Raw genomic sequence first — 25,127 nt, 5'->3', positions numbered from 1 at the left:
CGCTGCGGCCGGCTGCCGGCGCCTCGTGGCACTGCGCGGTCACCCCTGGGTCAGCGGACCCAGCTCGGCGTGCCACGCCAGCACCTGCGCCACCGCCTGATCCACCGTCATGTCGGAGGTATCGAGCAGCCGCGCATCTTCCGCGGGACGCAGCGGCGCGGCGGCACGGGAACGGTCCCGCGCGTCGCGTGCTTCCAAATCACGCAAAAGGTTTTCGATACTAGCAGAAATTCCCTTATCAATCAATTGTTTATAGCGTCTGCGAGCGCGCGCCTCGACGCTTGCGGTCAGGAACACCTTCAGCCGCGCGTCCGGGAAGATCACCGTGCCCATGTCGCGACCGTCGGCCACCAGGCCGGGCAGTTTGCGAAAGCCCCGTTGCAGTGCCGTCAACGCATCGCGAACCGGCTGATGGACCGCCAGCGCCGAGGCCCGGTTGCCGATCGCCTCGGCGCGGATCGCCAGGCTGACCTCCTCGCCGGACAACCAGACCCGGTCCGGGCCGAACTTCACATCGAGGCGGCTCGCCAGATTTGCAAGGGCCGGCACATCCCCTTCATCGACGCCGGCCCGTTCGCTGGCCAGCGCCACCAGACGGTACAACGCCCCGCTGTCGAGCAGATGGAAGCCCAGCGCGTCGGCGACCTTGTGCGCCACGGTTCCCTTGCCGGAGGCCGTTGGCCCGTCGATAGTGACGACTTCAGCGATAGTCATTTCTTATCAAAACGAAAGCAACGATCAATTTCTCGATCTAATTGAGAACCATTATCATTCTTCCATCGGTAGGGAGCGCGTCGATCCGCGGCTCCCGCAGACCAACGAGGCAATCTACCATGGCAAAAACCCTGTCGTTCGGCATCATGCACCTTGGCATCGCGTTCAGCGTGACCTATGCGCTGACGGGCAGCATTGCCATCAGCGGCGCCGTCACCTTCATCGAACCGGCCGTCAACACGGTGGCCCACTACTTCTTCGACCGCTACTGGGAGCAGCGCGAACGGCGCAAGGCGGCGCAGGCCGCCGCACCGGACTCCCCGCAGCATTCCGCACGGCACGACGCCGGCATGGCGATGACCCCGGCGCCAGCCCGATAAGCCGGTCGTGCTCGCGGCCAGGGCTCAGCGGACCACCTGGCCGAACACGTCGAAATAGTCGGGAAAGGTCTTGGCCACGCAGCGCGGATCGTTGATGCGGATCGGCAAGGGACCAAACGTCGCCAGCGAGAAGCACATCGCCATCCGATGGTCATCATAGGTATCGATGCCGTCTGCGGGCGTGCGCCACTGCGCCGGCGGGGCGATACGCAGATGGTCCTGGCCCGCCTCGATGTCGGCGCCGAGCTTGCGCAGCTCGGCCGCCATCGCGTCGATGCGATCGGTCTCCTTGACGCGCCAGCTGCCGATGTTGGTCAGCGTGGTCGGGCCATCCGCGAACAGCGCCGCGACCGCCAGCGTCATCGCGGCATCCGGAATATGGTTGCAGTCCAGCGTGATGCCGTTCAGCCGGCCGTCGTCGCGGTCCACGCCGCGCACCTCGATCCAGTTGGCGCCGGCCATCACGTTGGCGCCCATCCGGTTCAGCGCATCGGCGAACTGCACGTCGCCCTGGATGCTGGCCAGTCCCACCCCTTCGACCCGGACCGGACCGCCGCCGATGGCACCCGCGGCCAGGAAATACGATGCCGACGAGGCATCGCCTTCGACGAAGATCTCGCCCGGCGAGCGGTAACGCGCCCGAGCCGGCAGCACGAAGCGCGACCAGCCGTCGCGCTGGACCTCGATGCCGAAGCGTGCCAGCAGATTCAGCGTGATCTCGATATAGGGCTTCGAAATGAGCTCGCCCACCACCTCGATCTCGATGCGGCCGCCCGGCGCGTCGGCCAGCGGCAGCGCCATCAGCAGCGCGGTCAGGAACTGGCTGGACACGTCGCCGCGCACGCGGATCGGGCCATCGATGCGGATCGCCGACGGCTGCAGGTGCAGCGGCGGGTAGCCCTCGTTGCCCAGGTAGTCGATGCGCGCGCCGACCTGTCGCAGGCCGTCGACCAGGTCGCCGATCGGCCGCTCGTGCATGCGCGGCACGCCCGAGAGCCGATAGTCGCCGCCCTGCAGCGCCAACGCCGCGGTCAGCGGACGGATCGCGGTACCGGCATTACCCATGAACAGCTCGGCCGCCTTGACCGGAAAACGGCCGCCGGCGCCGGTGACCAGATGGTCGTCGCCGTCCTTGCGCCAGTCCACGCCCAGCGTCTTGAGCGCGCCGAGCATCACGCGCGTGTCATCGGAATCGAGCAGGTCGCGAACCCGGGTCTCCCCCTCGCTGAGCGCTGCCAGCAGCAGCACGCGGTTGGAGATGCTCTTCGAGCCGGGAAGACGGACCGTGCCAGCGGCACGGGTGAAAGGGCCAAGCGTCAGATGTTCCATGGTCGGGCTGCGGTCGGTAGGGCTTGCAAGGGGCGGCAAGTGATCGCCGGCTCGGCGCAGATCACGACTCGACGTCGGCCGCGGCGGCACGCTCGGCGCCCCACTGCAGCCGGGCCTGGCTGGCGCGCGCGAACACGCGCTCGAGCGCCTCGCCATTGCCGGCCTCGATCTGCGCCTTCAGGTGCGCCAGCACCGATTGGTAGGTATTGAGTTCGCGCAGCAGCGCGTCGCGGTTGGCCAGGCAGATGTCGCGCCACATCTCGGGCGACGACGCGGCGATCCGCGTGAAGTCGCGAAAGCCGCCGCCCGCGCAGGCGAGCTTGAGCGCCGCGTCCTCGGCATTCGCAACCTGCGCGACCAGCGCGTACGACAGCAGATGCGGCAGGTGGCTGACCGCGGCGAACACCGCGTCGTGCTGCACCGCGGACATGATCTCGCAGACGCCGCCGGCAGTCTCCCACATCGCGCGTACCGCCGCGACATCGGCCCGGCTGTTCTCCTGCAGCGGGCACAGCACCACCTTCTTGCCGTCGTACAGATCGTCGAGCGCCGCTTCCACGCCGTTCAGTTCGCGTCCCGCGATCGGATGAGCCGGCACGAACTGCGCGACCTTGTCGCCCAGCGCGGTCTTGGCCGCCATGATCACGTCGGACTTGGTGCTGCCCGCGTCGGTGACGATGGTGCTGGGCTGCAGGTGCGGCTCCAGCGCGTGCAGCAGCGCGAAGGTCTGCGCGACCGGCGCGCACAGCACGATCATGCTGGCGCCCTGCGCGGCGTCTTCCAGCGAGGCAGCCCGGTCGATCACGCCGAGGGCCAGTGCCCGTTCCAGCGAGGCGGGCGAACGGCCGACACCGACCACTTCGCCGACAACGCCGGCGCGCTTCAGGGCTCGAGCGAGGGAACCGCCGATCAGGCCGACGCCGACGATCACGACACGGGAAAAATGCAGGGCACTCACGACAGTACGCCGAGACCGGCGGCGGAAAGGAGAAAACCGGCATTGTAGCCGCTCGCTGCACGGCGGCGGGCGCGATCGGTACACGCGGGCCGGATATGGCAAACAGGGCGCCAGCGGCGCCCCGTCGAATGTTCAACCACGGCGCCGCCGCCGCACGGCGGCAACCCTATTGCAGCGCGCGCTCGAGCGCCGCGATAAACGCGGCATTTTCATCCGGCAACCCGATCGTCACGCGCAGCCACTGCGGCAGCCCGTAGCTGCCGACCGGACGCACGATCACGCCCTGCTTGAGCAGCGCGAGATTGACGCGCGCGCCGGCCTCGTCATCGTCGCCGACGCGGACCAGCACGAAGTTGCCGTACGAAGGCACATACTGCAGCCCGAGCCGCTCGAAGGCCGCCACGAGCTGCGCCTTGCCCTCGCGATTGAGCGTCGCGCTCCTGCGCAGGAAGGCCTCGTCGCCCAACGCCGCCACCGCGGCCGCCTGCGCCAGGCTGTTGACGTTGAATGGCTGGCGGATGCGGTTCAGCAGATCGGTCAGCGCGGGCTGCGCGACCGCATAGCCGACCCGCAGCCCGGCCAGCCCATAGGCCTTCGAGAACGTGCGCGAGACCATCAGGTTCGGATGCTTGCGTACCCACTGCACCGACTCGTACTGGTCCTCGGGGTCCAGATACTCGTTGTACGCCTCGTCGAGCACCACCGCCACATCGGCCGGCACCTTGGCCAGAAACGCTTCGATCTGCGCGGCAGGCAGGAAGGTCCCGGTCGGATTGTTGGGATTGGCGATGAAGACCAGCCGGGTATCGGGCGCGATCGCCGCGGCCATCGCGTCCAGATCGTGGCCGTAGTCGCGCGCCGGCACCTCGATCGCGCGCGCGCCGATTTCCTGCGTCGCCAGCGCGTAGACCGCAAACGAATACTGCGCATAGACGATCGACTCGCCCGGCTTGACCAGCGCATGCGCGGCCAGCTCGAGGATGTCGTTGCTGCCATTGCCCAGCGTCAGCCAGTCGGCCGGCACATCGTAGCGCGCCGACAGCGCGGCCTTCAGTTCGAAGCCGTTCGAATCGGGATAGCGGCCGAGCTCGGCCACCGCGGCGGCCATTGCCGTCCTGGCCGAGTCGGGCATGCCGAGCGGATTCTCGTTGGAGGCCAGCTTGACGATGCCGGCCTCGTCCAGGCCGAACTCGCGCGCGACCTCGGAGATCGGCTTGCCTGCCACGTAAGGAGAAATCGCCCGCACATATTCCGGACCGAACTGCCTGCCCTGCTCTGCCATATCGACTCCTGATTGCTTTGCCTCGGCCCGCTGCGGGCCGATGTTCGTGTCGCCGCTGCCCGCCAGCTTGCTACTTGCTCGACGGATACGAGCCCAGCACCTTGAAGTACGCCGCGTTGGCGCGCAGCTGCTGCAACGCCCGCTCGACGGCGGCATCGCGCTGATGGCCCTCGATATCGACGTAGAAGTAGTACTCCCAGGCCCCGCTGCGCGCCGGCCGGGATTCGAAGCGGCACATCGACACGCCGTTGTCGGCCAGCGGCGCCAGCAACTGGTACACCGCGCCCGCCTTGTTCGGCACCGACAGGATCAGCGAGGTCTGGTCGCTGCCCGAGGGCTCGGTCTCGTAGCGGCCGATCACCGCGAAGCGCGTGCGATTGTGCGGATCGTCCTGGATATGCGAGCGGATGATGTGCAGGTGATAGCGATTGGCCGCGGTCTCGGCGGCAATCGCGGCCACGGTCGGGTCTTCGCTGGCCATGCGCGCCGCCTCGCCGTTGCTCGACACCGCCTGCCGCTCCAGATGCGGATAGTTGGCGGTCAGCCAGTGCTGGCACTGGGCCAGGGCCTGCGGATGGGCGCGGACCACGGTCACGCCCTTCATGTCCGGCGACGACGCCATCAGGTTGTGATGGACCTTCAGCGCGATCTCGCCGCTGATCTTCAGCGAGGTCTGCAGGAACAGATCGAGCGTGCGCGACACCGCGCCCTCGGTCGAATTCTCGACCGGCACCACGCCGTACTCGACGGTGCCGGCCTCGACCGCGCGAAACACCTCGTCAATGCTGGGGCACGGCACGCCGGCGACCTCATGGCCGAAGTGGGCGTACAGCGCCTGCTCGGAGAAGGTGCCGGCCGGGCCGAGGAAGGCGACTTCCAGCGGCTTCTCCAGGCCGCGGCAGGCCGACATCACCTCGCGCCAGATCGCCGCGACGCTGTCGCCACGCAGCGGTCCCGGGTTGTTGCCCTGGACCTTCCGAATGACCTGCAGTTCGCGCTCGGGCCGGAACACCGGCGCGCCGAATTTCTTCTTGACCTCGCCGACGTCCAGCGCCAGCTGCGCGCGGCGGTTCAGCATCGCCAGCAGCTCGCGGTCGACGGCATCGATCTGCTCGCGCAGCGGTGCCAGCTCCACGGACAGCGCGCGCTCCTGCTCCTCGGTCGGCATGGTCGGCTGCTGGCCCTGGGCTGGGGCCGCAGCGTCTTTATCTTGTGTCGTCATGATGAAAATCCCGATTCGCCATCGAACGGCAGACCGCGCCCACGCAGGGCGATCGCGCCGCCGATGGTGCAATGGCCGCCGCTCAGGCGGCGCTGCGCTCGAACTCGCGCATGTAGTCGATCAGCGCGGTGACGCCCTCCAGCGGCATCGCGTTATACAGGCTGGCGCGCATGCCGCCCACCGACTTGTGGCCCTTGAGCTGGACCAGGCCGTTGGCCCGCGCGCCGGCCAGGAAGGCCTCGTTGCGCGACTCGTCGGCCAGGAAGAACGGCACGTTCATGCGCGAGCGGCAGCTCGGATCGATCTCGTTGCGATAGAAGGCGCTCTGGTCCAGGAAATCGTAGAGCGCGCGTGCCTTGGCGATATTGCGCTGCTCGATGCCCTCCACGCCGCCCTGCCGCTTCAGCCATTTGAACACCAGCCCGGCGATATAGATCGCATAGGTCGGCGGCGTGTTGTACATCGAATTGTTGTCGTTGACGATGCGCCAGTTGAACGCCGACGGGCACAGCGGATGCGCGTGGCCAAGCAGGTCCTCGCGCACGATCACGATGGTGACGCCGGCCGGGCCGATGTTCTTCTGCGCGCCGCCATAGACGACCTGCACGCGCGACCAGTCGATCGGCCGCGACAGGATATGGCTCGACGCATCGGCGACCACCACGCGGCCGCGGTTCTGGCCGATATCCGGCACCTGCTGGAATTCGACGCCGACGACCGTCTCGTTGGTGCACAGATGCACATAGGCGGCATCGTCGGACAACTGCCAGGTCGCCGGATCCGGGATGCGCGCAAAGCGCTGCTCGACGCTGCTGGCGGCAACATGGCTGGCGCCGTAGCGGCGCGTTTCCTGTTCCGTCTTGACCGACCAGGTGCCCGTCACGACGAAGTCGGCCTTGGGCCGTTCCGGGTTCAGGCGCCCGATCAGGTTCAGCGGAACGATGGCGTTCTCGCCGATCGCGCCGCCCTGCAGGAACAGGATGCGGAATTCCTTCGGCACCTTCAGCAGGTCGCGCAGATCGGCCAGCGCCTCGTTGTGGATCCCCTCGAACTCCTTGCTGCGGTGGCTCATCTCCATCACCGAGATACCGGTGCCGTGCCAGGAGAGCATTTCCTCGGCTGCCTGTTGCAGCACCTCGGCCGGCAGCGTCGCGGGACCCGGGGAGAAGTTGTAGACACGTTCGGCCATGGCGCGCTGCATCATGGCGGCAAGGGCGGGATTCTGGGGATCGTTCATGAACGGAAAGAAAAATGGCTGCTTGGGGATAGCCCAAGCAGCCATTATTACCTAAAGACGCATTTCGTTGGCGTCCCGGCGTCGCCGAGGTGGCGCACCGGACGCCGCGCCCGGTTTACTTCGATGCCGCGGTGACTTCCTTCTCGGCGGCGTCGCGCATCGACTTGCCCACTTGCGGGCCGTACTTCTGCATCATCGAGCCCCAGATCTCCTGGGTCGCCTTGCCCTGGTTGGCCATGAACTTCTGGCCGGTCGGCGACTTCAGGAAGGTCGTCAGGTCGCGGATTTCCTGCGCGGTGTAGTACTTGCCGAAGGCGTCGTAGTGGGCCTTGATCGCGTCGTTCTTGAACGCATCGGTGCCGAACTGCTTGCCGGCGCCGTCGACCATCCGCTGCACCGCGCCGTTCTTCTTCAGCTTCTCGACCGCGGCCTGCTTCTGCGCGTCGCTCAGCGTCTTGTTCTCGACCAGCACCTGTTCGAGCACCAGCGGCGCTTCCTGCTTGGCGCCGGCCTGCCAGTTCTCGGCCTGGCCCTTGACGGCCTGGTCGGCCTGCATCACCGACAGCAGTTCCTTGATCGCCGCGGTCTTGTCCGCGTCCTGCGCGCGCGCATGCTGCGCGACCATCAAGGCCGGAACAAAAGCAGCCAGCACAGCAATACGTCGAGTGGTGTTGAGCATTATGACTCCCTGATGAATTCGTCCGGTTTAGTCCGGTAGCGACTGGCCTAGTTCCAGCGGCCGCGCCATTGTTGCATCTGATTACGATTGAGCGCCATTGTCACCATTTGCGACATCATCGGCGCCATTGCCGGCACCATTGTCGTCGCCGTTGGTGGCGGCATCGGTGGCGGCATCGTGATCGCCATTCTCGCCGCCCTCGCTGCTCTCGCCGTTTTCGCCATTATCGGCATCGCTTTCGACGATGCGCTGCAGGCCCGAGAGCTTGGTGCCCTCGTCGACGTTGATCAGCGTGACGCCCTGGGTCGCGCGGCCCATCTCGCGGATTTCGGCCACGCGGGTGCGGATCAGCACGCCGCCGGTGGTGATCAGCATGATTTCGTGCTCGGGCGCGACCAGCGCGGCGGCGACCACGCGGCCGTTACGCTCGCTGGTCTGGATCGCGATCATGCCCTTGGTGCCGCGGCCGTGTCGAGTGTATTCGGTGATCGGCGTGCGCTTGCCATAGCCGTTCTCCGTGGCGGTCAGCACGCTGCCGACCGAGCCGGCATCCTCGGCGTTCTCGGCCGGTGCGACCAGCATCGCGATCACGGTCTGGCCCTCGTCGAGGTTCATGCCGCGCACGCCGCGGGCCTGCCGGCCCATCGGACGCACGTCGTTCTCGTCGAAGCGCACCGCCTTGCCGGCGTCCGAGAACAGCATCACGTCGTGCTGGCCATCGGTAATCGCCGCGCCGATCAGATAGTCGCCCTCGTCGAGGTCGACCGCGATGATGCCGGCCTTGCGCGGGTTCGAGAACTCGGTCAGCGCGGTCTTCTTGACGGTGCCGCGAGCGGTCGCCATGAAGATGAAGTGCTCGGCGTCGAACTGGCGCACCGGCAGGATCACCGTGATCTTCTCGCCTTCCTGCAGCGGGAACATATTGACGATCGGCCGGCCGCGCGAGGTCCGCGAGCCCTGCGGCACCTCATAGACCTTCAGCCAGTACAGCCGGCCGCGGTTCGAGAAGCACAGGATGTAGTCGTGGGTATTGGCGACGAACAGCGTATCGATCCAGTCATCTTCCTTGGTCGCCATCGCCTGCTTGCCGCGGCCGCCGCGCTTCTGCGCGCGGTACTCCGAGATCGGCTGGCTCTTCATATAGCCGCTGTGCGACAGCGTGACCACCATGTCCTGCGGCGTGATCAGGTCCTCGGTGTCGAGTTCGGTCGCGTTCAGCTCGATCTGCGAACGGCGGTCGTCGCCGAATTCGGCGCGGATCGCGGTCAGTTCGTCGGTGATGATCGTGGTAATGCGCTCCGGGCGGGCCAGGATGTCGAGCAGGTCGGTGATCGCGGCCATCACGTCGCGATATTCCTGCACGATCTTGTCCTGCTCCAGGCCGGTCAGGCGCTGCAGGCGCATCTGCAGGATTTCCTGGGCCTGCGAATCGGACAGGCGGTACAGGCCGTCGTCCTGCATGCCGAACACCGGCGGCAGGCCGTCCGGCCGGTAGGCCGCCCGGCCGCCCGGGGTATCGGTCTCGGCGCGCGCCAGCATCTCGCGCACCAGCTGCGAATCCCAGGACTTGGCCATCAGTTCCTGCTTGGCGATCGGCGGGGTCGGCGCGGCCTTGATGATCGCGATGAACTCGTCGATGTTGGCCAGCGCCACCGCCAGGCCTTCCAGCACGTGGCCGCGCTCGCGGGCCTTGCGCAGCTCGAACACGGTGCGGCGGGTCACCACCTCGCGCCGGTGCGACAGGAAGCACTCCAGCATCTGGCGCAGGTTCAGCAGGCGCGGCTGGCCGTCGACCAGCGCCACCATGTTCATGCCGAAGGTGTCCTGCAGCTGGGTGTTCTTATATAGGTTGTTGAGGACGACCTCGGGCACCTCGTTGCGCTTCAGTTCGATGACCACGCGCATGCCGGACTTGTCGGACTCGTCCCGGATGTCGGAGATGCCTTCGATCTTCTTCTCGGTGACCAGCTCGGCGATGCGCTCCAGCAGCGTGCGCTTGTTCACCTGGTACGGCAGCTCGTCGATGATGATCGCCTGCCGCTGGCCGCGGTCGATGTCCTCGAAATGGGTACGTGCTCGCATCACCACACGGCCACGGCCGGTGCGGTAGCCTTCGCGAACACCCTGGATGCCGTAGATGATGCCGGCGGTCGGGAAATCGGGCGCCGGAATCAGCTCGATCAGCTCGTCGACCGTCGCCTGCGGGTTACGCAGCAGATGCAGGCAGCCGTCGACCACTTCATTCAGATTGTGCGGCGGGATATTGGTGGCCATGCCGACCGCAATACCCGACGAGCCGTTGATCAGCAGATTCGGAATACGGGCCGGCAGGATTTGCGGCTCGTTTTCGGAGCCGTCGTAGTTCGGTACGAAATCGACGGTTTCCTTGTCGATGTCCAGCAGCATTTCATGCGCTATCTTGGACAGGCGGATTTCCGTATAACGCATGGCCGCGGCATTGTCGCCGTCGACCGAACCGAAATTGCCCTGGCCGTCGACCAGCATATAACGCAGCGAAAAATCCTGCGCCATGCGGACGATGGTGTCGTAGACCGCGGTGTCGCCGTGCGGGTGATATTTACCAATCACATCGCCGACGATACGCGCCGACTTCTTGTACGGGCGGTTCCAGTCGTTGTTCAGCTCGTGCATCGCATACAGCACTCGCCGGTGGACGGGCTTCAGGCCGTCCCGTACATCGGGAAGCGCGCGCCCGACAATCACGCTCATCGCGTAATCCAGGTACGAGCGACGCATTTCCTCTTCGAGGGAGACCGGAAGGGTTTCTTTGGCGAATTGATCCATTGCGGCGTGGCTTATGCGGTTGAAACGCCCGCAAGCGGCGGTCGGCACGGAATGAATCGGTGCTGCCGGCGCGGCGGGTAACATGGCATTCTAACATGCGGCGCACCGGCTCCCGGCAGCCCGCCAGCCACCCTCGACGCAGCCTCCCCGGCTCAGGGGCGATGCCCTGGAACCCAAGCCGGACAAGGGTTTGCGGGCATCGCAAGGGCCATGTTGCACAAACACCACAGGCCCCGAAGCCATGGATTGAATCGCATATATTTACTTCTTAGGAAACGAGCCTTGTGGCACAATTCCCCAGCGAAGAGCCAGACATTGTTCGAAGTGGAGCATTCGTCACCTCGAGCGAGAAGGTTATACTCCGAAGAATGTATGACTTGTTTTCGTCCATTTGCTCGCAGTAACCCTGCGGTGATCTCATCCTGAGAGGAGAAATATGAAAAAATTTGCCAAGCTCGCGCTCGTTGCAGCTACCGCAGTAATGGCCGCATCCGCTCAAGCCCAGACCGCGTCGGTCCCCTACGAAAAGAAGGCGGTCAACGACAACTGGGGTAACGGTACGAGCGAGTACGTGTGGAAGAATGGCACGAACGAGCTCTGCTGGCGCGATAGCTCCTGGACCCCGGCCACGGCCAATGCTCAGTGCGACGGCGCGCTGGCTCCGGCTGCTGCTCCGGCTCCGGCTCCGGCTCCGGTCGCTCCCCCGGTGGTCTCGAGCGAGAAGGTCACCTTCGCCGCTGACACGCTGTTCGACTTCGACAAGGCTGTGCTGAAGCCGGAAGGCCGCGCCAAGCTGGACGACCTGGTGTCGAAGCTGTCGGGCATCACTCTGGAAGTGATCATCGCCGTCGGCCACACCGACTCGTTCGGTACCGATCGCTACAACGATCGCCTGTCGATCCGCCGCGCCGAAGCCGTCAAGGCCTATCTGGTGAGCAAGGGCGTGGAAGCCAACCGCGTCTACACCGAAGGCAAGGGCGAGCGTCAGCTGAAGGTCGATCCGAAGTCGTGCAAGGGCAACCGCACCGCTCAGATCGCCTGCCAGCAGCCGAACCGCCGCGTGGAAGTCGAAGTGGTCGGTACCCGCAGCGCTCGCTGATCGGTCCCGCTCCACGGCGAAAAAGCCCAGCGCAAGCTGGGCTTTTTTTCGTCCCGCGTTTTCGTTCGACTTCCTGGTACTGCCCTCCTGCCCCACTCTCTTGTCCATCGGACAACCCGCCGCCCGGCTCGCCTCGCGGGACGCATTTTGTTAGAGTTGCCCCAATTCCTAATGTCCCGCGCTGCCAGGCGCGCGCCAGATTCATGACGCCGACTTCCCCCGTGATTCACCCGACCGTCGACACCCGCCAGATTGCGCGCAACGCCGATCTGAAGGAAATCGACAAGTTCAGCGAAATGGCCCACCGCTGGTGGGACCCGAACAGCGAATTCAAGCCGCTGCACGAGATCAATCCTCTGCGGCTGGGCTGGATCGACAGCATTGCCGACCTGCGCGGCAAGAACGTGGTGGACATCGGCTGCGGCGGCGGCATCCTGTCCGAGAGCATGGCCCGCGCCGGCGCCACCGTGCGCGGCATTGACCTGTCGACCAAGGCACTGAAGGTCGCCGACCTGCACAGCCTGGAATCGGGCGTCGCCGTGACCTACGAGGAGATCGCGGCCGAGGCCTTGGCCGCGCGCATGCCGGCCAGCTTCGACGTGGTCACCTGCATGGAGATGCTGGAGCACGTGCCGGACCCGGCCTCGATCGTCCGCGCCTGCGCCACGCTGGTCCGGCCCGGCGGCCACGTGTTCTTCTCGACGATCAACCGCAATCTGAAGGCGTATCTGCTGGCCGTGCTCGGCGCCGAATACGTGCTCAACATGCTGCCGCGCGGCACGCACGACTACGACAAGTTCATCAAACCCGCCGAACTGGCCCGCTTCGCCCGGCAAGCGGGCCTGGACCTGATCGAGCTGCGCGGCATGGTCTACCGTCCGCTGTCCCAGGTCTACGAGCTGAGCCGCGATACCGACGTCAACTACATGATGGCCCTGCGCCGGACCGCCTGAGCATGCCCACCTTCGACGCTGTTTTCTTCGATCTGGACGGCACGCTCGCCGATACCGCGCCCGACCTGGCCGCCGCCGCCAACCGCCTCGTGGTCGAGCATGGCTGCGAACCGGTGGACTACGCGCTACTCCGCCCGGTCGCCTCGCATGGCGCACGCGGGCTGATCGGTGCCGCCTTCGGCAAGACGCCGGACGACCCCGATTTCCCGGCGCTGCGCGATGCCTTCCTGAACTACTACGAAGCCGATATCGCGGTGCGCACACGCCTGTTCGACGGCATGGAAGAGGTTCTGGGTGCGCTCGAATCCGCCGGCATCCGCTGGGGCATCGTCACCAACAAGATTGCCCGTTTCACCACCCCGCTGGTCAATGCGATCGGCCTGGCGCCGCGCGCCGCCGCGGTGGTCAGCGGGGACACCACGCCCTATCCGAAGCCCCACCCGGCCCCGCTGCTGCACGCCGCGCAGCTCAGCGGCGTCGATCCGCTGCGCTGCGCCTATGTCGGCGACGACCTGCGGGATATCCAGGCCGGCAAGGCGGCCGGCATGGCGACCATCACGGCAGCCTACGGCTACTGCGGCGAGGGCGAGCCGCCCGAGCGCTGGGGCGGCGACCACCTGGTACGCCATCCCAGCGAGTTGATTCCACTGCTCACCGCGGGCGTTGCCGCTCTCTAGGGAACCGACACGCACGCCCGGCGTCGAAAGCGAGTACAATCCGTTTTCCTTACTGGGGCCGACCTGGTTTCGACGTGGGTTGCAAAGCAGTAGAGGGCATACCGAGGACCCGTCACCTCGTAAATCAATGGGAACGCAATAACTGCTAACGACGAACGTTACGCACTGGCAGCCTAAGGGCCGCCGTCCTCGCACTGGCTCGCTGACGGGCTAGGGTCGCAAGACCACGCGAGGTCATTGACGTCAGATAAGCCCTGCGGGTGTCACGACCTCAGGGACGAAAACCAAGTGACTCGCCGTCGTAGAGCGTGTTCGTCCGCGATGCGGCGGTTAAATCAAATGACAGAACTAAGTATGTAGAACTCTCTGTGGAGGATCTGCGGACGCGGGTTCGATTCCCGCCGGCTCCACCATTTACCCAAGGCCAACCGTTCTCGGTTGGCCTTTTTTCTTGCGCGTTCCCCGCGTGTTGGCGCGTGTTCACGGCGTGATCTTGCGGACGCAGCCTTTGAGCTCGGACCGCCTTCGCCCCTCACGGCCTCTCTGTTCTCTGTTTTTCGCTCAGTGTCCGTGGAGGACTCCGGGGACCTGTACGTGCTCCATCAAGGACTTAGCGGCGCCGGTTGCAGTCGGCAACTGCCCGGCGGCGGTGACCGAGAGAGATCGTCAGGCCGCAAAAAGGCCGCCCGAAGGCGGCGGCGATGTGATGACAGGGCCCGTCAGGGCATCGAGGCCAGCACCCGGATCTGCTCGGCCCAGCCATAGGGCCACGGGCGACCCAGCAGTCGCTCGACGGGGAGCTCGGGGGTGGCGGCGAGGCGCTCCACCAACTCGGGGGCCAGCAGGGTCAGCCGCATAAGGCGATGGACCTGCGAGACGTCCATCCCCTCGGCTATGGCGATCTCGGCCGCCGAGGCAACCCGTCCCTCGGTGAGCAGCCGCTGCCAGTGGTGCGCCAGCCCAAGCGCTCGCAGGAGCGCGGTGTCCGGGATCTCGGTGCGCACGGGAGCGGCCCAGGTCGAGTGCGCCTCGACGGCCGTCCGGACCCCAGGGGGTGGGATCACCGCGCGCCGGGTGCCACGCTGGACGAGCCGCCAGGGCAGAAAGGTTTCCAGCTTCACGCCGCCGGCCGGCGCCGGGAGTTTCTGGGTGATTAGCGCCCCCTCGAAGCGTCCGCGATGCTTGGTGCTCACGCGGCCTCCTCGAAGCGTCGCACGATCTCGCGCTGCGCCGCCCAGTCCACCGGCAGCGGATTGCGCTGGAACCAGATCAGGCTCATCCGGCGCGGCTGTCGCCCGGCCATCAGCAGCTCAACGATGTCGGGCGCGAGCAGCGTCAGGCGCAGCAGTTCGTTGACCACCGAGTGGTGCAGCCCTTCGGCACGCGCAATGGCCGAGCCGCTCGGCATGGCGCCGCTGTCTAACAACCGCTGCCAGTGGAAGGCCCTTGCCATCCCTTCGATGAGCGTGCTGTCGTGCGTGTCCCGGTCCTCGGCCTTGTGCTGAACCAGCCGGCGCACGCCGCGCCGCCGCAGGGTCAGCGGCACAAAGGTTTCGCGAACTCCGTCTTTCATGCTTCGACCTCCAGCAACTCGGCGCCGATGCTCCTGGGCGCGAACTCGCCAATCAAAGCGTCCCAGCCCAGTTCGCGCCACTTCACCTTGATCCCCTGCATCTCGTCGGTGTGGACGAGGTCGATGCGCTCGATCATGAGGTTGGCAATGCGGTGCCGCTCGACCGGGAAGAGCTGATCCCACACGTCGTTCAGCCGCCCCATCGCCATCACGACGGCGGCTTCGTCCATGGGCGCGCCCTGGCGCTGGACCTGGCGCACGACGGCGGCGACGGATTCGGGGCTGGTGAGCACGGTCCGGATCTGGGCCACGACCGCCGCTTCGATCTCGCCGGCGGGCAGGCGCTCGTAGCTCTTGCCGGGTGCGCCGAACCGGCTCTCAGACTTGGAGACGTAGTACTGGTACTTGCGGCCGTTCTTGCGCGAGTACGTGGGGTACATGCGTTCGCCCGTCGGCGCGTACAGCAGCCCCCGCAGCAGCGCGTCGTTGCGCGAGCGGATCTTGGTGTCCACCGACCGCGCGTGGCTGTCGCGGGCCAGCACCGCATGCACCTGATCCCACAGCTGGCGTTCGATGATCGGTTCGTGCTGCGCCGGGTACCACTGGCCGCGATTTGACAGTTCTCCGAGATAGATGCGGTTGCGCAGCACCTTGTGGATGTACTTCTTGTCGATGCGCGTGCCGGTACGCACGCGGCCGTCCTGGGTCGTCCATGCCTTGGTCGTGACGCCCTCGGCAGTCAACCGGGCGGCGATCTGCGTGGGTGATCCGATGGTCAGCATCTCTTCGAACATACGCCGCACCACCGCCGCCTCGGCTGGGTTGACCACCAGTTGGCGGTTGACCACGTCGTAGCCGATGGTGGGCACGCCGCCCATCCACATTCCCTTCTTCTTGGCGGCGGCGATCTTGTCGCGGATACGCTCGCCGGTGACCTCGCGCTCGAACTGGGCGAAGGACAGCAGGATGTTCAGCGTCAGCCGCCCCATCGAGGTGGTGGTGTTGAACTGCTGCGTGACCGACACGAAGGACACGCCCTGGCGCTCGAACACCTCGACCATCTTGGAGAAGTCGGCCAGGCTGCGCGTGAGGCGGTCGATCTTGTAGACCACCACGATGTCGACCAACCCGCGCTCGATGTCGGCCAGCAGACGCTTGAGGGCCGGCCGCTCGGTGTTGCCGCCGGAGTAGCCGGGGTCGTCGTAGTCGTCGACGACCGGAATCCACCCCTCGGCGCGTTGGCTGGCCTGTTGTTCGATCAGGCGGCGAGCGACTCGTCGGTGATCTCGCAGTGAATCACAAACCCGGTCAGGTAAGGCAGGCCGCGCGGGATGCCGTAGTCCTTGCTGGTCTGGCGTCCGATCTTCCAGCCCATCCACTGCTGGGTGGCGGCGTGGATCGCGTCGGCCAGGGCTTGGCCCCGGTGCAGCCCGTTCTGCACATCGTCCGCAAAGTGGCGACCGTGGCGGCTGTCGAGGAAGATCCGGACAGATTCGAGGGGCTGGCTGGTGGCGTCCGAGATTGCGGTCATCGCCAAGGGCCACGCGGCGCTGGCCTGCTCGTTCATCGTGCCCCAAAAGCCCCAGGCATCGTTTTGGGTGGCGGGGATTTGCTGGTTGGTGGTCATCTCGGGCTCCCTTCGGGGTTGATCGTTGCGACGTCCGTAGTAACGCGCTGTTCGATTGAGAAGCCAAGCGCCGCTTGGCCTCTTTCTCGAACAATTCCGCTCACCCGAGCCGAGCCACGTACCGGGCGTAATCGCCACCCTCGGGATTGACGTAGAGGTAGGGGCGTCCCGGTGCGGTGACCTCGACGCAGAGGTAACCATCGCCGGTGCCGCCGCCCTTGCCGCGCAGCCAATCACACGACACCAACAGGCTGCGGGCAAAGGCATCGAATTCGGCAGTGGTGAGTTCCTTGGTTTCGGTGACGTAGATCCTGGTCTGGCCCTGGCCGCCGACCTCGCCCAGATCGGCGGGCTTGCGGGCAAACGGCAGTCGGACGCCCAGCTCCTCGACCTGGATGGTGTTGTCGCCAACCTGCAGGGTGCGCGGGGTGCGTTCGATGGTGATGGTCATGGTGCTCATTGCAGTTCTCCTTGTCTTGCGTCGTCAATCACGACACCAGCATGAACACGCTGTTCTGCGGAGAAGCCAAGCGTTTCAGGCGGCGTCGTGATCGAATTCCTCAGGCGATCCGGTAGACCCGTTCGCCGCCTTGGGCCTTGTCCGAGACGATCGTCAGGCCAAGCTTCTTCTTGAAGGCTCCAGCGAAGGTGCCACGTACCGTGTGCGCCTGCCAGCCGGTGGCGTCGCAGATCTGGCGTACCGTCGCGCCCTCGGGGCGTTGCAGCATCCTGATGACTTCGGCCTGCTTGCTGTTCTCGCGGGTGCGGGGCTTGGCCGGCACTTGCTCCGGGGTCTTCTCCTTGGCCCACTCGGCTTCGGCTGCCGCCACGGCGGCTTCGATCTCCGGGTCGGCGGCCAGTGGCGCAGGCGCGGGACGGGCGTGCCCCATTGCGTCGTAGCCCTCGGCGGCGACGAACCAGTCGGTGCCTGAGGGGGTGATCAGGGCGCGGTTGAACAAGCCGTCGAGCACCTTCTTGCGCGCGCCGCCTTTGATGTTGTCGGGAAACCAGTCGATCTTGCCGTCGGTGTGTTCGAGGGCGTAGGCCAGGATCGCGTGCTGGGCCGGGGTCAGGTGGGCGGTGGTCATTTGCTGCTCCTTCGGGGTGGTTGATCGGGTGACGTGATGAACGCGCTGTTCGGCAGTGAAGGCAAGCGCTTTCCGCTTGTCTCCAGCCGTTCTTGATCAGCTGCCGGCCTTGTCCGCCTTCACGGCCTTGCGACCCTGCTCGACGCCTGCGTTGAACGCGGCTTCAAGGGCATCGCGCAGGCACCAGACCGCCAGGTCATGGAAGTCGAGGCTGTCCGATTTGCGCGTCTCCAGGGTTTCGATGCGGAGGTGCTGCTGGGCGATCTGCGTGAGCAGGGTGTCGAGCTGGTTCATTTCCGTGTCCTTCGATGTGGTGGATGACGAACGTATGAACGCGCTGTTCCAGATGGAAGCCAAGCTGATTCCGGGGGAATCACGAACGAATGATTGAAGGGGCCGATGGGTATCTCGATTCGCGCTTACGCCCGTCACCGTGGCGTGACGGACACCGCTGTTCACAAGGCGATTCGCGCCGGGCGCATCACGCCGGAGGCTGACGGCACCATCGATGCAGACCGTGCCGACCGCGAGTGGGCGCGCAATTCGGATACGCCCAAGGCCGGAACGCGCGCCAAGCCCGCAAAGGTCGCCGTGCCGGAGGGTGGTGGCGACGGGCCTGGGGCCTTACCCGCTGGCGGCACCTCCTTGCTTCAGGCCCGCACGGTCAATGAGGTGGTCAAGGCGCAGACGAACAAGGTGCGGCTGGCCCGTCTGAAGGGCGAACTGGTGGATCGGCCGCAGGCCATCGCCCACGTTTTCAAGCTAGCGCGCTCCGAGCGCGACGCGTGGCTGAACTGGCCCGCGCGCATTTCGGCGCAGATGGCGGCCAAGCTTGGCGTCGATCCGCACACGATGCACGTCGCCCTGGAGGCGGCGGTGCGTGAGCACCTGCAGGAACTGGGCGAGTTGCGTCCCCGGGTGGACTGATGTTGGACATGGACTACGAAGGCGCTACCGAGATCGAGCGTGCGTGGCGCGAGGGGCTGACCCCCGACCCGCTGCTCACGGTGTCCGAATGGTCGGATCGGCATCGGATGCTGTCCTCCAAGGCGTCCGCCGAGCCGGGGCGCTGGCGCACCAGCCGCACGCCGTACCTGAAGGCGATCATGGACTGCCTGTCACCGACCTCGCCGGTCGAGCGCGTGGTGTTCATGAAGGCCGCCCAGCTCGGGGCGACCGAGATGGGCTCGAACTGGATCGGCTACGTGATCCACCACGCGCCGGGGCCGATGATGGCCGTGTGGCCGACCGTGGAGATGGCCAAGCGCAACTCCAAGCAGCGGATCGATCCGCTGATCGAGGAGTCGGCGGCCCTGGCGGAACTGATCGCACCGGCTAGGAGCCGGGACTCGGGCAACACCATCCTGGCCAAGGAGTTCCGGGGCGGCGTGCTGGTGATGACCGGGGCCAACAGCGCAGTCGGCTTCCCGGTGCGCGAGTGGCAAAAGATGCGTGAGCGCAACGAAGCGCTCGACTGCTACGTGTACGCCCGTGCCGCCGCGTCGGCGGCAGGGCTGGATCGCTTCGAGGAGCGCCACTGGCGGGAACTGGAGCGGCAGCTCGGGATGGAGCGACCACCGGATGAGCCGCCCCCGATTCAAGCATTCGACCCAGATGAGGCCACCCATAGCGGTGGCCTCGCTGCTTCTGGCGCCCGCCATTCCGGTCGGCGCGTGATCAAGAGCCGCTGGCTGACCCGATGAGGACCCGATGACCTACACCACCACACAACTCGACGCGCTCAAGCGCGCGCTGGCTACCGGCGAGCGCCGCGTGAGCTTTGGCGACAAGACGGTCGAGTACCGCTCGGTCGAGGAACTGCAGTCGGCCATCCGCACGGTCGAGGCCGAAGTCGCGCGCGGCGCGGGCACAAGTCGCAAGCGCCAAATCCGCGTCACCACGGGCAAGGGCTTCTGATGGCCTGGTTCTCTAAGTTCCGAAGCCTGTTCGGCCAATCGCCCGTCCACGAAGCCGCTGGCCGAGGCCGTCGCTCGCTTGCCTGGATGCCCGGGAACCCGGGTGCGGTGGCCGCGATGCTAGCGACCAACAGCGAACTGCGCAGCAAGAGCCGCGACCTCGTCCGTCGCAATGCCTGGGCGCAGGCCGGCATCGAGGCCTTCGTGGCCAATGCGGTGGGTACCGGCATCAAGCCGCAGAGCCTGGCTGCCGACGAGCACTTCAAGACCGAGGTGCAGGCGCTGTGGCGTGACTGGACGGAGGAAGCCGACGCCGCTGGGCAGACCGACTTCTACGGCCTGCAGGCGCTGGCCTGCCGCGCGATGCTCGAAGGGGGTGAATGCCTGATCCGGCTGCGGCCACGGCGCCCGGAGGATGGCCTGGTCGTGCCCCTGCAGCTTCAGTTGCTGGAGCCCGAGCACCTGCCGATCAGCCTCAACACCGATCTGCCCTCGGGCAACGTGGTGCGCTCGGGCATCGAGTTCGACGGGCTCGGGCGACGCGTGGCCTACCACCTATACCGTTCGCATCCCGAGGACGGGCGTCTGGCGCCGATGTCGGGCCAGGGCGGGATGGACACGGTGCGCATCGACTCGGGCGAAATCATCCACCTGCCTGAAGGTTTCCCATGACCCTGCTGCCGCATTTGTCGGCACGCCTCTTTGGCGTGCCGCTGGCGATCCATCGCCCGAAACTTGACGTGATCCTGGCCGTGCTCGGCCCCCGGGTCGGTCTGGCAGATCTGGCCGCACCAACCGGCTTCACGCCGCCCACGCGCACCGCGGCCACCGAGACGCCGAAGGTCGCGGTCATCCCGATCCACGGCACGCTGGTGCGGCGCACCGTGGGGCTGGAAGCCGAATCGGGCCTGACCAGCTACGCGGGACTCACCGCCCAGCTCGACGCCGCCCTGGCCAGCCCGGATGTCGCCGCGATCCTGCTCGACGTCGATTCCCCGGGTGGCGAGTCGGGCGGTGTGTTCGATCTGGCGGATCGCATCCGTGCAGCATCAAGCGTCAAACCAGTCTGGGCGGTGGCCAACGACATGGCCTTCTCGGCGGCCTACGCACTGGCTTCGGCCGCCAACAAGGTGTTCGTGTCGCGCACCGGCGGCGTCGGCTCGATTGGCGTCATTGCGATGCACATCGACCAGTCGGAGAAGGACGCCCAGGACGGCGTCCGCTACACGGCGGTGTTCGCCGGCGACCGCAAGAACGACCTCAACCCGCACGAGCCGATTTCGAGCGAGGCCCACGCCTTCCTCAAGGCCGAGGTGAATCGCGTCTATGGCTTGTTCGTCGAGACGGTGGCCCGCCACCGGGGCATCGAGCCGTCCGCCGTGCGGGACACCGAAGCCGGGCTGTTCTTCGGGCAGGCCGCCGTCGCCATCGGGCTGGCCGATGCCGTCGGCACGTTCGATGACGCGCTTGCCCAGCTCTGCGAATCCATTTCCCCACTCCCGAATCTGGCGGCAAGCCACTCGGGCTCTTTCCGCAACCTCCAGATGGAGCCTTTCATGAATGATCGAACCCACCCCGCTGCTCCTGATCGGCTTGCTGCTGATCCTGCTGGCAGTACTTCTCAACCGGCGACCGCCACCGCTTTTGACCTGGCCGACGCCGTCGAAATCGCCCAGACCTGCACCCTGGCCGGGCGAGCCGACCTGATCGCGGGCTTCCTCGAGGCGCAGGCGTCGCCCGCCAAGGTGCGCAGCCAGTTGCTGGCCGCACAGGCTGAAGCCAGTCCCGAGATCGTCAGCCGCATCGCCCCCGATGCCGCTGCCTCCACCACCGCCAGCAACCCGCTGCTCGAGGCCGCGAAGCAGCTCGCGGCCAAGTCCGCATCGCTGAAGAAGGAGATCTGAGATGCCCACTGTGTTCACCGAATCGATGAACTTGGGCGACCTGCTCAAGTACGAGGCCCCGAACCTTTACTCGCGTGACCGCGTCACGGTGGCCGCTGGCCAGACCCTGCCGCTGGGCGCGGTCGTCGGGATGGTCACCGCCACCGGCAAGGTCAAGCGGATCGACCCCTCGGCCACCGACGGCAGTCAGGTCGCCGCTGGCGTGCTGATGCAGGCAGTCGATGCCGCCTTGGCCGAGCGCAATGACGGCCTGATGGTGGCGCGTCACGCCATCGTCTCCGACCACGCACTCTCGTGGCCCACCGGCATCACCACCGCCGAGCAGCAGGCCGCCATTGCCCAGCTCAAAGCGCTGGGTGTCCTCGTTCGCCAAGGAGTCTGACCATGCAGAACATCTTCGAAAACCCCGCCTTCTCGATGTCGGCGCTGACTGCCGCCATCAACCTGCTGCCGAACAACTACGACCGCCTGGGCGCGATGGGCCTGTTCGTCGACAAGCCGCAGCGCTTCCGCTCGGTGATCGTCGAAGAGCAGAACGGCGTGCTCACGCTGTTGCCGACGATGCCCCCGGGCTCGCCCGGCACCGTAGGCGTGCGCGGCAAGCGCAAGGTGCGCTCGTTCACCATCCCCCACATCCCGCACGACGACGTGATCCTGCCCGAGGAAGTCCAGGGCATCCGCGCCTTCGGCTCGGAAACCGAACTGCAGACCGTCGCGGGGGTGATGGCGCAGCACCTGCAGACGATGCGCAACAAGCACGCGATCACGCTGGAGCATCTGCGCTTCGGGGCGTTGAAGGGCCAGATCCTCGACGCTGATGGCAGCGTCATCTACGACCTCTACAACGAGTTCGGGATCACGCCCAAGACCTTCACCTTCAACATTTCCAATCCGGCCAACGGCTGGGATGTGAAGAAGGCCTGCCTGGATGTCGTCCGCTACGTCGAGGACAACCTGCAGGGCGAGCGGATGAGCGGCCTGCATGCCTTCGTTGGCGAGGATTTCTTCGACGCGCTCACCGGCCACGATGAGGTCAAGGCCGCCTACGACCGCTGGCAGGATGGCCAGGCACTGCGCACCGATATGCGCGCGGGCTTCACCTTCGCCGGGGTCACCTTCGAGGAGCATCGCGGCCGCGCGGTTGCACCGGGCAGTGCCGTGCGCCGCTTCGTCGAGGCCGACGAGGGCCACATCCTGCCGCTGGGCACGATGGACACCTTCGCCACCTACTACGCGCCGGCCGACTTCAACGAGACGGCCAACACGGTGGCGCTGCCGCTGTACGCCAAGCAGGAGCCGCGCAAATTCGACCGGGGCACCGATCTGCACACGCAGGCCAATCCGCTGCCGCTGTGCCACCGCCCGGCGCTGCTGGTCAAGCTGGTGATGGCCTGATGGGCCTGATCGAACGGCTCTACGAGGCCGCTGATCGTGCCGGCCTGCTGGTGATCGCCGATGTCGATGGGAAAAGCGTTGCGGTGGATTTTTCGTCTGCTGATGAAACCGTGCTTGACGGTCTGCTTCGCGCGGCCGACTACACGATTCGCTTTCCTGCGTCCGCGCTGCCGGAACTTGCCACAGGCCACACGCTTTCCATTGCCGGCGTCACCTACCAGGTGCGCGATGTCCGCAGCATCGGCGATGGCAGCGAGCGTCGCGCCGACCTCTCCCGTCTCTGAGGACCCACAGCATGAACTCCATCCGCGAGCGCATCCTGCGCGAGGTCGTGGCACGTCTGTCGGACGCCGTCGCGCCTATGCCGGTGCTGCGCCATCCGACCATACCCATCACCCGCGAAGCCAGCCCCGCGCTGCTCGTCTTTGCCGAAAGCGACAGCATCGCCGGCCACGCGAATCACCTTGTGGATCGAGCCCTCACCCTGCGTCTCACCGTGGTGACGCGCGGCGAGGACGCGTTCGACCAGGCCGATCAGACGCTGGTGGCGGTCCACGTGGCACTGATGCGCGACGCGAGCCTCGGCGGCCTTTCGCTCCTGCTCCACGAAATCGACTGCGAATGGGACGCCGAGGACGCGGATGCCGGCGCCGTCGCAATGCCCGCCCGCTACGAGATTCGCTACCGCACCCACGCCCTGGACCTGACCAAGAACGGATGACTTTCCATGACCCTTGAACTGCTGAAACCTCACACCCACGCCGGGGTGCTTCACTCCCCCGGCACCCACCTCGAGCTCGACGAGGCCACTGCCCGCTGGCTCATCGAGCACGGCGTCGCCCAGCCTGCGCCCCCGGAGGCCGATAGCAAACCCAACACCACTTCCCGCAAAGGAGACTGACCATGCCGTACTTTTCTGGACAAGGCCGCGTATACATCGGCGCCCGCGACACTGCCGGCAACCCGCAAGGCCTGAGTTTTGTCGGCAACGTGCCCGAGCTCAAGGTATCGCTGTCAGTGGAGACGTTGGAGCACCAGGAGTCCACCAGCGGACAACGCCTGACGGACCTGCAGCTGATCAAGACCAAGAAGGGCGAATTCGCCTGCACGCTGGAAGAGCTGATCGCGGTGAATCTGGGCCTGGCACTCTACGGCACGACCATCGAACAGGTTAGCGGCACGGTGACGGCCGAGGCACTGCCCAACCCGGTCACGGCAGGAAGCCTGTACCTGCTCGCCAAGCAGAACGTCTCCTCGGTGGTGGTCAAGGACGCCTCGGGCACGCCCAAGACGCTGCCCGTCGCCCAGTACAGCCTCAATGCCAAGCACGGATCGCTGGTCATCAACGACAAGACGACGGGCGGCCCCTACGTGGAGCCGTTCAAGGTCGACTACGCCTACACCAGCTGGCAGGCCCAGCAGATCGACATCCCCGAGTGCCGTGGCTACGGCATGTTTTACGGGGCAACCTACGGAGAATGAGATGGCTGCACTGATTGGCCCGAACCTGGGCGTGAATTACGGGTGGACCGCCCGCGAATCGGGCTGGAACGCGGGGATGGATGCGAACCTGAAGCTGCTCGATGCCGTCCTGCAGTTGTCGGTGAAGTCGCGCGCTCAAGCCACGCCACCGGCCACGCCCGCCAACGGCGATCGCTACATTGTGGCGGCTAATCCTACCGGCGCGTGGGTCGGGAAAGCCGGCCAGATCGCCGTCCGCATCGATGCGGGGTGGACGGAGGCCGATCAGGCGCTGTGGGCCGGGGTGCTGAACTTCTGGTTCCTCGGGCGCGTGTTCGACCGGGTGCGGCCGTGATCGCGGTGCCGAAAATGGCCATCGAGCTGGCCAAGCGCTTCGAAGGGTTCGAACGCAAGGTGAAGCGCGGCACGGAAATCAGCGCCATCCCCTACGTGTGCCCCGCAGGTTTCTGGACGATTGGTTACGGCCATCTCTGCGATCCGAAGCACCCACCGATCAGCGAGGCCGAAGCCGAGGTCTATCTGGTTCGAGATCTGCAGACGGCACTCGCCGCAACGCTGCGCTACTGCCCGGTGCTGGCCACCGAACCCGAGAGCAGGCTCGCCGCCATCGTGGACTTCACGTTCAACCTCGGCGCGGGGCGGCTGCAGACGTCGACGCTACGGAGGCGAGTCAATCAGCGCGACTGGCCCAGCGCCGCAACCGAGCTGCGGCGCTGGGTCTTTGGCGGTGGCAAGGTGCTGCCGGGGCTTGTCACGCGGCGGGAGGCCGAGGCGACTTGCCTGCTCCGCGCCGCCTGATAGGCCGGG

General features: G+C 66.2%; 31 protein-coding genes, 1 other RNA gene and 2 pseudogenes. 19 read left to right on the top strand and 15 right to left on the bottom strand.

The genetic code is table 11. From position 1 onward, the window contains the following. Positions 1-39 precede the first annotated feature (39 nt). Positions 40-714: a (d)CMP kinase gene (gene cmk, locus FOB47_RS14050; RefSeq protein WP_006576193.1), complete on the bottom strand. Its 675-nt coding sequence runs from the start codon at positions 712-714 to the stop codon at positions 40-42. 119 nt (positions 715-833) lie between these two features. On the opposite strand from cmk, the gene FOB47_RS14045 reads away from it, so the two are divergent. Further along, entirely contained in the window at positions 834-1,094 is a 261-nt protein-coding gene (locus FOB47_RS14045; protein WP_053821311.1) for a DUF2061 domain-containing protein, read from the top strand. A 24-nt stretch (positions 1,095-1,118) separates the two neighbouring features. On the opposite strand, the gene aroA is transcribed toward FOB47_RS14045, so the two are convergent. The 7 genes from aroA to gyrA all read right to left on the bottom strand — a co-directional run bounded on the left by aroA (position 1,119) and on the right by gyrA (position 10,606). Beyond that, positions 1,119-2,423 (bottom strand): 3-phosphoshikimate 1-carboxyvinyltransferase, encoded by a 1,305-nt coding sequence (gene aroA / locus FOB47_RS14040; RefSeq protein WP_174781355.1) that lies wholly within the window; start codon positions 2,421-2,423, stop codon positions 1,119-1,121. A gap of 61 nt (positions 2,424-2,484) precedes the next feature. Continuing rightward, on the bottom strand, positions 2,485-3,381 hold the full coding sequence (locus FOB47_RS14035) for a prephenate dehydrogenase (RefSeq protein ID WP_174781354.1): 897 nt from the start codon (positions 3,379-3,381) through the stop codon (positions 2,485-2,487). A gap of 166 nt (positions 3,382-3,547) precedes the next feature. Then, positions 3,548-4,663: a histidinol-phosphate transaminase gene (hisC, locus tag FOB47_RS14030; protein WP_053821308.1), complete on the bottom strand. Its 1,116-nt coding sequence runs from the start codon at positions 4,661-4,663 to the stop codon at positions 3,548-3,550. 70 nt (positions 4,664-4,733) lie between these two features. Further along, positions 4,734-5,885, bottom strand: a complete 1,152-nt coding sequence (pheA, locus tag FOB47_RS14025; protein WP_053821307.1) for a prephenate dehydratase — start codon at positions 5,883-5,885, stop codon at positions 4,734-4,736. An 82-nt stretch (positions 5,886-5,967) separates the two neighbouring features. After that, positions 5,968-7,122, bottom strand: coding sequence for a 3-phosphoserine/phosphohydroxythreonine transaminase (serC, locus tag FOB47_RS14020; protein ID WP_053823020.1), 1,155 nt, complete (start codon positions 7,120-7,122; stop codon positions 5,968-5,970). Positions 7,123-7,237: 115 nt separating this feature from the next. Further along, positions 7,238-7,801, bottom strand: coding sequence for a DUF2059 domain-containing protein (locus FOB47_RS14015; protein WP_053821306.1), 564 nt, complete (start codon positions 7,799-7,801; stop codon positions 7,238-7,240). Between the two features lie 81 nt (positions 7,802-7,882). Next, positions 7,883-10,606 carry a DNA gyrase subunit A gene (gene gyrA, locus FOB47_RS14010; RefSeq protein ID WP_174781353.1) on the bottom strand — a complete coding sequence of 908 codons (2,724 nt, stop codon included), beginning with the start codon at positions 10,604-10,606 and terminating at the stop codon, positions 7,883-7,885. A gap of 436 nt (positions 10,607-11,042) precedes the next feature. Between gyrA and ompA the strand changes: the two genes are divergently transcribed. From ompA to ssrA, 4 genes are all read left to right on the top strand, one after another. Further along, a complete protein-coding gene (gene ompA / locus FOB47_RS14005) occupies positions 11,043-11,705 on the top strand; it encodes an outer membrane protein OmpA (RefSeq protein WP_023265125.1) in 663 nt (220 codons plus the stop codon). A 203-nt stretch (positions 11,706-11,908) separates the two neighbouring features. Next, positions 11,909-12,658 (top strand): bifunctional 2-polyprenyl-6-hydroxyphenol methylase/3-demethylubiquinol 3-O-methyltransferase UbiG, encoded by a 750-nt coding sequence (gene ubiG / locus FOB47_RS14000; protein ID WP_053821304.1) that lies wholly within the window; start codon positions 11,909-11,911, stop codon positions 12,656-12,658. Positions 12,659-12,660: 2 nt separating this feature from the next. Beyond that, on the top strand, positions 12,661-13,335 hold the full coding sequence (gene gph, locus FOB47_RS13995) for a phosphoglycolate phosphatase (protein WP_174781352.1): 675 nt from the start codon (positions 12,661-12,663) through the stop codon (positions 13,333-13,335). Between the two features lie 54 nt (positions 13,336-13,389). Beyond that, positions 13,390-13,748: a transfer-messenger RNA gene (gene ssrA / locus FOB47_RS13990) on the top strand. Between the two features lie 306 nt (positions 13,749-14,054). Here the strand turns inward: ssrA and FOB47_RS13985 are convergent. The 7 genes from FOB47_RS13985 to FOB47_RS13955 all read right to left on the bottom strand — a co-directional run bounded on the left by FOB47_RS13985 (position 14,055) and on the right by FOB47_RS13955 (position 17,917). Further along, entirely contained in the window at positions 14,055-14,528 is a 474-nt protein-coding gene (locus FOB47_RS13985) for a hypothetical protein (RefSeq protein ID WP_174781351.1), read from the bottom strand. Continuing rightward, positions 14,525-14,908, bottom strand: coding sequence for a hypothetical protein (locus FOB47_RS13980; RefSeq protein ID WP_063391274.1), 384 nt, complete (start codon positions 14,906-14,908; stop codon positions 14,525-14,527). Before FOB47_RS13980 ends, FOB47_RS13985 begins: the two co-directional genes overlap by 4 nt. Continuing rightward, on the bottom strand, positions 14,905-16,278 hold the full coding sequence (locus FOB47_RS13975) for a recombinase family protein (protein ID WP_244959471.1): 1,374 nt from the start codon (positions 16,276-16,278) through the stop codon (positions 14,905-14,907). The genes FOB47_RS13980 and FOB47_RS13975 overlap by 4 nt, the downstream gene beginning before the upstream one ends. Then, entirely contained in the window at positions 16,167-16,535 is a 369-nt protein-coding gene (locus FOB47_RS13970; protein WP_063392228.1) for a hypothetical protein, read from the bottom strand. The genes FOB47_RS13975 and FOB47_RS13970 overlap by 112 nt, the downstream gene beginning before the upstream one ends. Before the next feature lie 100 nt (positions 16,536-16,635). Further along, positions 16,636-16,995, bottom strand: coding sequence for a hypothetical protein (locus FOB47_RS13965; RefSeq protein ID WP_063392227.1), 360 nt, complete (start codon positions 16,993-16,995; stop codon positions 16,636-16,638). 100 nt (positions 16,996-17,095) lie between these two features. Continuing rightward, positions 17,096-17,623, bottom strand: coding sequence for a DUF3489 domain-containing protein (locus FOB47_RS13960; protein ID WP_095558445.1), 528 nt, complete (start codon positions 17,621-17,623; stop codon positions 17,096-17,098). 96 nt (positions 17,624-17,719) lie between these two features. Next, positions 17,720-17,917, bottom strand: coding sequence for a DUF6900 domain-containing protein (locus FOB47_RS13955; protein ID WP_063392225.1), 198 nt, complete (start codon positions 17,915-17,917; stop codon positions 17,720-17,722). Positions 17,918-18,022: 105 nt separating this feature from the next. On the opposite strand from FOB47_RS13955, the gene FOB47_RS13950 reads away from it, so the two are divergent. The 14 genes and pseudogenes from FOB47_RS13950 (at position 18,023) to FOB47_RS13890 (ending at position 25,118) form a co-directional block, all read left to right on the top strand. Next, positions 18,023-18,550 (top strand): hypothetical protein, encoded by a 528-nt coding sequence (locus tag FOB47_RS13950; protein ID WP_063392224.1) that lies wholly within the window; start codon positions 18,023-18,025, stop codon positions 18,548-18,550. Further along, positions 18,550-19,059, top strand: a pseudogene (locus FOB47_RS13945) (phage terminase large subunit family protein); the annotation flags it as partial. The gene FOB47_RS13950 and the pseudogene FOB47_RS13945, both read left to right, overlap by 1 nt. Before the next feature lie 12 nt (positions 19,060-19,071). After that, entirely contained in the window at positions 19,072-19,326 is a 255-nt protein-coding gene (locus FOB47_RS26385) for a terminase gpA endonuclease subunit (protein ID WP_420839249.1), read from the top strand. 7 nt (positions 19,327-19,333) lie between these two features. Further along, positions 19,334-19,540: a phage head-tail joining protein gene (locus tag FOB47_RS13940; RefSeq protein ID WP_063392223.1), complete on the top strand. Its 207-nt coding sequence runs from the start codon at positions 19,334-19,336 to the stop codon at positions 19,538-19,540. After that, positions 19,540-20,193 (top strand): annotated as a pseudogene (locus FOB47_RS13935) (phage portal protein); the annotation flags it as partial. The gene FOB47_RS13940 and the pseudogene FOB47_RS13935, both read left to right, overlap by 1 nt. Positions 20,194-20,207: 14 nt before the next feature. Continuing rightward, positions 20,208-21,443 (top strand): S49 family peptidase, encoded by a 1,236-nt coding sequence (locus tag FOB47_RS13930; protein ID WP_174781349.1) that lies wholly within the window; start codon positions 20,208-20,210, stop codon positions 21,441-21,443. 1 nt (position 21,444) lies between these two features. Next, positions 21,445-21,825: a head decoration protein gene (locus FOB47_RS13925; RefSeq protein WP_009521786.1), complete on the top strand. Its 381-nt coding sequence runs from the start codon at positions 21,445-21,447 to the stop codon at positions 21,823-21,825. A gap of 2 nt (positions 21,826-21,827) precedes the next feature. After that, positions 21,828-22,838, top strand: coding sequence for a major capsid protein (locus FOB47_RS13920; protein WP_053243728.1), 1,011 nt, complete (start codon positions 21,828-21,830; stop codon positions 22,836-22,838). Further along, positions 22,838-23,122: a head-tail joining protein gene (locus FOB47_RS13915; RefSeq protein WP_174781348.1), complete on the top strand. Its 285-nt coding sequence runs from the start codon at positions 22,838-22,840 to the stop codon at positions 23,120-23,122. The genes FOB47_RS13920 and FOB47_RS13915 overlap by 1 nt, the downstream gene beginning before the upstream one ends. Before the next feature lie 11 nt (positions 23,123-23,133). Next, positions 23,134-23,559 (top strand): hypothetical protein, encoded by a 426-nt coding sequence (locus tag FOB47_RS13910; protein WP_053243729.1) that lies wholly within the window; start codon positions 23,134-23,136, stop codon positions 23,557-23,559. 6 nt (positions 23,560-23,565) lie between these two features. Next, entirely contained in the window at positions 23,566-23,739 is a 174-nt protein-coding gene (locus FOB47_RS13905) for a DUF7210 family protein (protein ID WP_009521782.1), read from the top strand. 2 nt (positions 23,740-23,741) lie between these two features. Further along, complete coding sequence (locus tag FOB47_RS13900; protein ID WP_244959426.1) at positions 23,742-24,320, top strand: phage tail tube protein; 579 nt, start codon at positions 23,742-23,744, stop codon at positions 24,318-24,320. Between the two features lies 1 nt (position 24,321). Next, the gene (locus tag FOB47_RS13895; protein ID WP_174781347.1) at positions 24,322-24,654 is read left to right on the top strand and encodes a DUF2793 domain-containing protein; all 333 of its coding nucleotides are present in this window, start codon (positions 24,322-24,324) and stop codon (positions 24,652-24,654) included. Further along, positions 24,651-25,118, top strand: a complete 468-nt coding sequence (locus FOB47_RS13890; RefSeq protein ID WP_174781346.1) for a lysozyme — start codon at positions 24,651-24,653, stop codon at positions 25,116-25,118. The genes FOB47_RS13895 and FOB47_RS13890 overlap by 4 nt, the downstream gene beginning before the upstream one ends. Positions 25,119-25,127: the final 9 nt, after the last annotated feature.

This window comes from Cupriavidus gilardii, from assembly GCF_013347325.1.
Lineage (GTDB): Bacteria > Pseudomonadota > Gammaproteobacteria > Burkholderiales > Burkholderiaceae > Cupriavidus > Cupriavidus gilardii.
Note: the sequence above shows the minus strand (reverse complement) of the source record. Positions and strands in the feature narration are given on the sequence as shown.